6 protein-coding genes are annotated in these 5,467 nt (G+C 72.1%); all 6 read right to left on the reverse strand.

Going from position 1 to position 5,467, the window contains the following annotated elements; genetic code table 11:
* Window positions 1-198 precede the first annotated feature (198 nt).
* Window positions 199-1,206 carry an LD-carboxypeptidase gene (locus ABNT58_RS05175; RefSeq protein WP_348752438.1) on the reverse strand — a complete coding sequence of 336 codons (1,008 nt, stop codon included), beginning with the start codon at window positions 1,204-1,206 and terminating at the stop codon, window positions 199-201.
* Entirely contained in the window at window positions 1,203-1,826 is a 624-nt protein-coding gene (gene tadA / locus ABNT58_RS05180; RefSeq protein ID WP_348752439.1) for a tRNA adenosine(34) deaminase TadA, read from the reverse strand. The genes ABNT58_RS05175 and tadA overlap by 4 nt, the downstream gene beginning before the upstream one ends.
* A gap of 57 nt (window positions 1,827-1,883) precedes the next feature.
* Complete coding sequence (locus ABNT58_RS05185) at window positions 1,884-3,290, reverse strand: phospholipase D-like domain-containing protein (protein WP_348752440.1); 1,407 nt, start codon at window positions 3,288-3,290, stop codon at window positions 1,884-1,886.
* Between the two features lie 168 nt (window positions 3,291-3,458).
* A complete protein-coding gene (locus tag ABNT58_RS05190) occupies window positions 3,459-4,367 on the reverse strand; it encodes a DMT family transporter (protein ID WP_348752441.1) in 909 nt (302 codons plus the stop codon).
* Window positions 4,360-4,923 (reverse strand): phosphonate degradation HD-domain oxygenase, encoded by a 564-nt coding sequence (locus ABNT58_RS05195; protein ID WP_348752442.1) that lies wholly within the window; start codon window positions 4,921-4,923, stop codon window positions 4,360-4,362. The genes ABNT58_RS05190 and ABNT58_RS05195 overlap by 8 nt, the downstream gene beginning before the upstream one ends.
* 4 nt (window positions 4,924-4,927) lie before the next feature.
* Window positions 4,928-5,467 (reverse strand): FCD domain-containing protein (locus ABNT58_RS05200; RefSeq protein WP_348752443.1); only part of this gene is annotated, 540 nt, incomplete at its 5' end.

The raw sequence follows: 5,467 nt of genomic DNA on the forward strand, positions 1-5,467 counted from the left end.
GCCTTGCCCACCCGAACCCAACCATCAAAGCCCATGCAACCTCCAAGCGTCTTGCGCATACATCCCATCCGGGCGGCAAAGGCGGGTTCGTGGCCCGGGGGTGCCTCACGGAAGGCGCGGATTCTAGGAGAAGGCATGCGCCCTCCCCGCAGCTTTTATGCCCGGGCTTGTACGTACATGTTCGGCCCGGCGCTTGCGCTACCAGCCGATGAAGGCGTCGCGGCCCTGCACCGCCAGCGCCACCTTGGCGCCCACCGGCAGGCACACCTTGGTGGGCACGTGGCCGAAGGGCAGCCCGGTGAGGATGGGCACCGGGCACACCGAACGCAGGTGCTCGATGGCCGACTTGAGGGTGTAACCGCGGTCCAGCGGCGACTTGCGCCAGGCGGTGAACTCACCCAGCAGCACCGCCTTCTGCTGCGCCAGCACACCGGCCTGGTGCAATTGCAGCAGGCTGCGCTCGATGCTGTAGGGGTGCTCGTTCACGTCTTCCAGAAACAGGATGCCGCCCTTGATGCGCCGCGCCGCCGGCCAGTGGCGGGTGCCCAGCAACGTGCTCACCACCCGCAGGTTGCCGCCCCACAGCGTGCCACGGGCTTCCAGCCCGTCGAAGCCTTCGCCGGTGCGAAAGCCCAGCGCCTCCAGCTCGCCGTCCATCGCTTCCAGGAAGCAGCCTTCGGTGACATCGTCCACCCCGCCCTCTTCGTCGGTCAGGCCGAAGTCGCCGGCCGCCATCGGGCCGGCCCAGGTGACGCCGGCCGGCGCATGGGCCAGCAGGCCCAGCTGCAGCGCGGTGAAGTCGCTGTAGCCCACCCAGCGGGTGCCGCGCTCCATGCTGCGCGCCACCAGCGGCCAGTCGATGCGGTCCAGCAGCCGCGTGAGGCCGTAGCCGCCGCGGGTGGCCAGGGCCACGGTGGGCGCCGCCTCGGCCACCCGGTGCAGCGCAGCCAGCCGGGTGTCGTCGTCGCCGGCAAAACGCTGGTGCTTGGCCAGCGCGCTGGCGTCGATGGTCACCTCGAAGCCGTGGGCCTTGAGGCGCCGGGCGGCGCGGCGCACCGGGGCGGCCTGGGCCACCACACCGGCGGGTGAAAACAGCGTCAGCGTGCGCGGGCCGTCCGGCACGCCGTGGGCGGCATGGTCGCGGTGGGCGTCGTGGGCGTGGCCGTGGTCATGGCGAGCGGACTTGGAGCGGGAGGTGGCGGTCATCGCAAGGTGGGTGGCAGGTCGGCGGGCAGTTCGGTGGCTTCGCCGGTGGGAATGTCGGGCAACGAACCGACGGGCAGCGGCGCGGCGGCGCCCAGCGGCGCGGTGTCGGCGGGGCCGGCGGCACTGCGGCGGGCCAGCTGCAAGGCTTTCTGGCGCGCGCGGCGTTCGGCGAAGAAGTCGCGCAGCAACTGGGCACTGGCTTCGGCCAGCACACCGCCCTGCACCTGCGTGTGGTGGTTGAGCTGCGGCTGCGCAAACAGGTCGATCACCGAGCCGGCCACGCCGGTCTTGGGGTCGGTGGCACCGAACACCACGCGCTTGAAGCGCGCATGCATCAGCGCCATCGCGCACATGGCGCAGGGCTCCAGCGTCACGTACAGCTCGCACTCGGGCAGGCGGTAGTTGCCCAGCAGCTGGGCCGCATGGCGCAGGGCCACGATCTCGGCATGGGCGGTGGGGTCGTGGGTGGTGATGGGCCGGTTGTAGCCGGTGGCGATCACCTGGCCCTGCCGCAGGATGACGGCCCCCACCGGCACCTCGCCGGCCAGCTGCGCATTGAGCGCCTGGTCCAGCGCCAGGCGCATCGCATGTTCGTCAGCAGGGGTCACGGGCAAGGACATGGACGCTACGTTAACAGCCGGGGGCCCCCCGCAAGGGGCGCCGGGTGCTCCGTCCATCTATAGCTGAAAGCCCACCCACAGCACCAAGCCCTCGCCCACGTCGCGCAGCAACCCGGCGCGGGCGGGCTGGCTGCGGTGGGCCAGCGCCCTCTCCTGCTCGAACCAACGCGCAAAGGCCTGCACCGCCGGTGCGTCATGAAAGGCCACCATCAGCTCGTAGTTGAGGAAGAGGCTGCGGCTGTCGATGTTGGCCGAGCCGGCCAGGGCCAGGGTTTCGTCCACCACCACCAGCTTGGCATGCAGCATGTGCGGCGCCAGCCAGATGCGCGCGCCGGCCGCGGCCAGCGTGCGCAGCGCGCGGCCGCGGGCGATGTCGGACATGCCGTGGTTGGAGCGCGCCGGCAGCAGCAGGTCCACCACCACGCCGCGGCGGGCGGCCAGGCACAGCGCGGCCAGCAGGGCGGCGTCGGGCACGAAGTACGGCGTGACCATCAGCAGCCGCTCGCGCGCCCGGTAGGCGGCGGTCACCAGCATCGACTGCACGGTGTCGTCCACCTGGTCGGGGCCGGAAGCGATGAGCTGCGCGCGTGGCAGCGGTGCCTCGCCGGGCAGCGGCGGCGGCAAGGCCTTGAGCGGGATGGCCGGCAGCCGCGGCTGGCCGCCGGCAAAGCGCCAGTCGTGGCGGAACAGCGCACCGGCCTGCAGCACCAGCGGGCCACGCAGGTCGAAGCTGAGGTCGTGCCAGGCCGGCTTGCCCGGCTCGCCGTCGAAGTATTCGCAGGCCAGGTTGCGGCCGCCGCACCACAGCCGCTGGGTGGCGTGGCCGGCATCGGCGATCAGCAGCTTGCGGTGGTTGCGCAGGTTGGTGCGCCCGCGCAGCGGCGAATGCAGCGGCGGCACGAACTGCACCAGGTGGCCGCCGGCCGCCTTCAACGCACTGAGTTCGGGTCGGCCGCCCATCAGGGCGCCGAGGCCATCGACCATCAGCCGCACCGTCACGCCGGCGCGGGCGCGGGCGGCCAGCCGCTCCACCACCGCCTGGCCGAAGCTGTCGCGGCCGATGATGAAGGTGCACAGCTCGATCGAGTGTTGCGCCCGGTCGATCACCTCCCACAACGCACCGCGGGCGGCATGGCCATCGGTGTGGATGGCCAGGTCCTGGTAGGGCGCGGCGGCGGGCTGGCGCAGGGCCAGCGCCGTCTGCTCGGCCCAGGTGGGCGCGTCGGCCGCCGGATGCAGCCCGCCCAGGCGCACCGCCCTCGCCCGCTTGCGCGAGCCGAAGATGAGGAAGGCCGGCAGCGCCACATAAGGCAGCAGCAGGATGAACAACACCCAGGCCACGGCCGCGGCCGGCTGGCGCCGCTGGCCCAGCACATGCGCGGTGATGACGTAGATCAGCAGCGCGATCGCGGTGACCAGCCCGTGCAGGCTGAGCCAGTGGGCCAAGGTGAGAACCGGCAGCATCGGGGGAACAGGCACTCCGTGTGAGGGGATGCCGCAGGATAGCCGGCCCGGGCGAAACGCCCTGACGCCACGTGCCCCGCCCCGCCGGCCGAGCGCCGGGCCGCCCCAAGCCGACCGGCGACCCTCTCGGAGGGTGGCGTCACGCGAAGCGTGGCGCCGGGTGCACCATCAGCCGAGGCGCAGTGCCATGACGCCGCCTACGATGATCACGGTACCGGCCGCGCGCTGCCAGCCGAAGGGCTCACGCAGCCACCAGGTGCCGATCAGCGCCGCGAACAGCACCGAGGTTTCGCGCACCGCCGCCACCACCGCCACCGGCGCGCGGGTCATGGCCCACAGCGCGATGCCGTAGCTGCCCAAGGAGGCCGCGGTGCCCAGCGCCGCCACCGGCCAGCGCGCGGCCATGTAGCGGCGCGCCTCGGCCAGCCGGTCGCGGCGCTGCCACATCACCAGCGCGAAGTAAGGCAGGCCGTCGAACAGGAACAGCGCCGCCACGTAGGCCACGGCGTTGCCGCTGGCACGCACGCCCCGGCCATCGACGAAGGTGTAGGCGGCGATGATGGCCGCATTGCACAAGGCCACCCGCACCGCCTTGCGGCGCTGCGCCTCCGAGCCCATGTGCCCGGCCCGCGCCAGGCCCAGCAGCACCACGCCGGTGCTCACCGTGAGCACCCCCGCCCAGGCCACGACGGACAGCGACTCACCGATCCACAGCGGGCCGCCCAGCGCCACCAGCAGCGGCGCGCCGCCGCGCATCAGCGGGTAGGTCAGCCCCAGGTCGCCATGCCGGTAAGCGGAAGCCAGCGCCAGGTAGTAGCCGATGTGGATGAGCGTGGACAGCGCGATGTACGGCCAGGCCGCCGCAGCGGGCCAGCCCACCCCCAGCAGCAGCGGCACCGCGATCAGCGGCCCCAGCGCATGGATGAGTGCCGTGTCCAGCGACTTGTCGGTGCCCGACTTGATGAGCGCATTCCAGCTGGCATGCAGGGCCGCGCCGCACAGCACCGCGGCCAGCACGCCCCCGCTCAGCGCGCCACTGCTCAGCCCGCCCAGTGGCAGCCCGGCGGCCTCAGCCACCGGCGGCCAGGCGGCTGGCCCGCGCCACGTGCTGCGCGAGGTAGTGCTGCAGAGACGGTGTGGTCAGCTGCGGCGCCTTGGCCGCGTCGTCCCACAGCCGCAGTTGCACCGCGGCCTCGGCATGCGGCTGGGTGATGAAGTCGTGCGCCTGCTCGGCCGTGAACACGCCGCCCTGCAGCACCAGGCTGCGCTGCGAATCGCTGGACAGCGCCGCGTGGTAGCCCGGCCGGCTGGCACACAGGTAGCGCTTGGCATCCACATGCAGGCGGATGGCGTCCAGCACCCGGGGCCCGAACAGCGGCCGCAGGAAAGGCAAGGCGATGAACTGGTGCAGGTCGTCGATGCCGCGCAGCGTGGGCGTGGCGCCATGATCGCCCAGCAGGTGGCCCAGGTCGTGCAGCAGCGCGGCGGTCACCAGTTCATCATCCGCCCCGGCCTGCTCGGCCAGCCAGGCCGATTGCAGCGCATGTTCCAGCTGGGTCACCGGCTCGCCGGTGTACTGCTCGGCACCCCGTTGATCGAACAGCGTGGCGATGTCTTGCAGGGTCAGGGCCATGGCGTCAGGCCGCCTCGCTCTGGCGCTGCAGGTGGTTGTGCAGCGTGCGCTCGCGGCTGTTCATCACATGGCGGTACATGGCCTCACCCGCTGCTTCGGCATCGCCGGCGGCGATGGCCTTGACGATCTGCCGGTGCTCGCGCGCGAACATCAGCATGGACTCGGCGCTCAGGTTGTGGCGGCGGTGCAGGGTCAGCTCCTTGGTGAGCTTGCGGTAGGTGGCGGCCAGCTTCTGGTTGTCGGCCAGCACCAGCAGCCTGTCGTGGAACTGCAGGTTGGTGGCATGGAAGGCATCGGCATCGCCGGCCTTGGCCGCGCGGTCCATCTCGTCGGCCATGCGGCGCAGCTCGCGCACTTGGGCCGTGGCCAGCGTCTGGGCCAGCTTGCGGCCGATGGCCTGGTCCATCATCGCCCGCACCTCGAAGATCTCCAGCACCTCGTCGATCGGCAGGCTGCGCACGAACACGCCGCGGTTCTTCTCGGTGCGCACCAGGCCCGCTTCTTCCAGCCGGCGGAAGGCCTCGCGCAGCGGCCCGCGCGAGAC

Origin of the sequence: uncultured Aquincola sp., from assembly GCF_964001545.1 — a bacterium.
Classification (GTDB): Bacteria; Pseudomonadota; Gammaproteobacteria; order Burkholderiales; family Burkholderiaceae_C; genus Aquincola.